This window comes from Amycolatopsis sp. NPDC034160 (genome assembly GCF_055575355.1).
Genome location: NZ_JBVISU010000048.1, coordinates 1 through 1,446, shown reverse-complemented (window position 1 = coordinate 1,446; position 1,446 = coordinate 1). Strand labels below are relative to the sequence as shown.

The 1,446-nt window shown below is 66.5% G+C and carries 1 protein-coding gene; it reads right to left on the bottom strand.

Features of this window, described 5'->3' with window-relative positions; all coding sequences use genetic code 11:
- Nucleotides 1-8: 8 nt before the first annotated feature.
- Nucleotides 9-1,446, bottom strand: a 1,438-nt coding sequence (tnpC, locus tag ACZ54P_RS40700) for an IS66 family transposase (RefSeq protein WP_465466966.1), incomplete at its 5' end; no start/stop codon positions are given.

Below are 1,446 nucleotides of genomic sequence, written 5' to 3'. Positions count from 1 at the left end.
GTTACTAGTCAGGTGGTTGTGGGGTTGGTTGGTAGCCAGGGGTTTCCGGTGATGGCGTCGCGGAGTGCGGTCAGGGTGTTGAGGCCGTTTTTGCGGATGGTGGAGATGTAGGAGCGCACGGTGAGCCAGGTGGTGGCGCCGTGGTGGGTGCGCCATCCGCCGGAGATCTTGAGTTGGGTTTTGGTCATGCGGATGTCGCGTTCGGCCTGGTTGTTGGTGAAAGGAATGGTCAGGTCGAACGCGAACCGCAGGACGTCACCGCGGTATTTCTGGAGTCGTTCCAGCAGGCGGCGGGCCTGGGTTTGAGTGGGTCTGCCGCCTTTGGGGTGGCCTCGCTGGTTGCGGGGGTGCAGGTCCAGGCCGGCTTGGACGTGGGTGTCGTAGCGGCTGGTCAGGGGCATGAGGACCTCGCCGGGAATGTCGGGCAGGTCGAGATCGCGGGCGGTGTGTGCGGCGGCGTTGAGCTCGTCGAGAACATCGCTGAGGGCATTCGGCCAGGTTTGGCCGTCGTGGGTTTCGGCCGCGGCTTGGAGTTCCCGCTGGTGGTGGGCGTTGCACAGCGCGTGAACGAGGTCGTAAGTGCGGTAGGAGTGATAGCCGTCGTGCACCGCGACGCCGGTGAACCCGTCCAGGACACCGAACGCGTCGATGGCCTCACGGCCACGTTTGTCATGCAGGAAATATGCGGTCAACCAGGCGGTGCTGGCCGAATGCAGCCACCGATTCCGGCTGAGGACCCGGATGCCGGTCTCGTCGAAATGCGCCACCGGCGCCACCGCGATCGCGGCCCGGACTGCGTCGACGAACGGCTCCAACCCGGGCGCGACCCGGCCCAGCACCGAGCTGACCCAGCCGGTCGACACCGTCATGCCGGTCACCTCGCCAAGGAGTTCAGCGGCCCGGGAGATCGGAAGGTGCTGATACGTCAGCAAATACGCGGCCAGCGCGGTCAGGTTCGGGCCATAACAGGCCGGGGCGGCCGCCTCGACGGGCGCGGCCGCGGTGGTCAGCACCCCGCAACGACACCGCTTCTGATGCAGCCGGTGCTCGGTCACCACCGGCACGATCTCGGGCAGATCATGCACCTGACGGCGCACCACACCCACATCCAGGCGGCGCGACAGTCCCGTCCCGCAGCCCGAACACGCCACCGGAACATGATCGACAACAAGGCCGGGGTTGTCGACCAAGGCCAGGCTCGCACCCGGCGCACCAGGCTGTTTCCCTTGTCCACGACCGGTCTTCCGCCGCAACGATTTCGGCGCAGGCTTGGAAAACACGTCCTGCGACGGCGGTTTCGACGAATTCCGTGACGTGGTCTTCAGCTGCCGCTCCAGCTCCGCCACCCGCACGGCCAACCGCTCATTCTCGGCCCGCAACACCCGGATCGTCTCCGCCTGCGCCACCACAAGCGCAGCAAGCTCGTCATACGACGGACGCTCACCC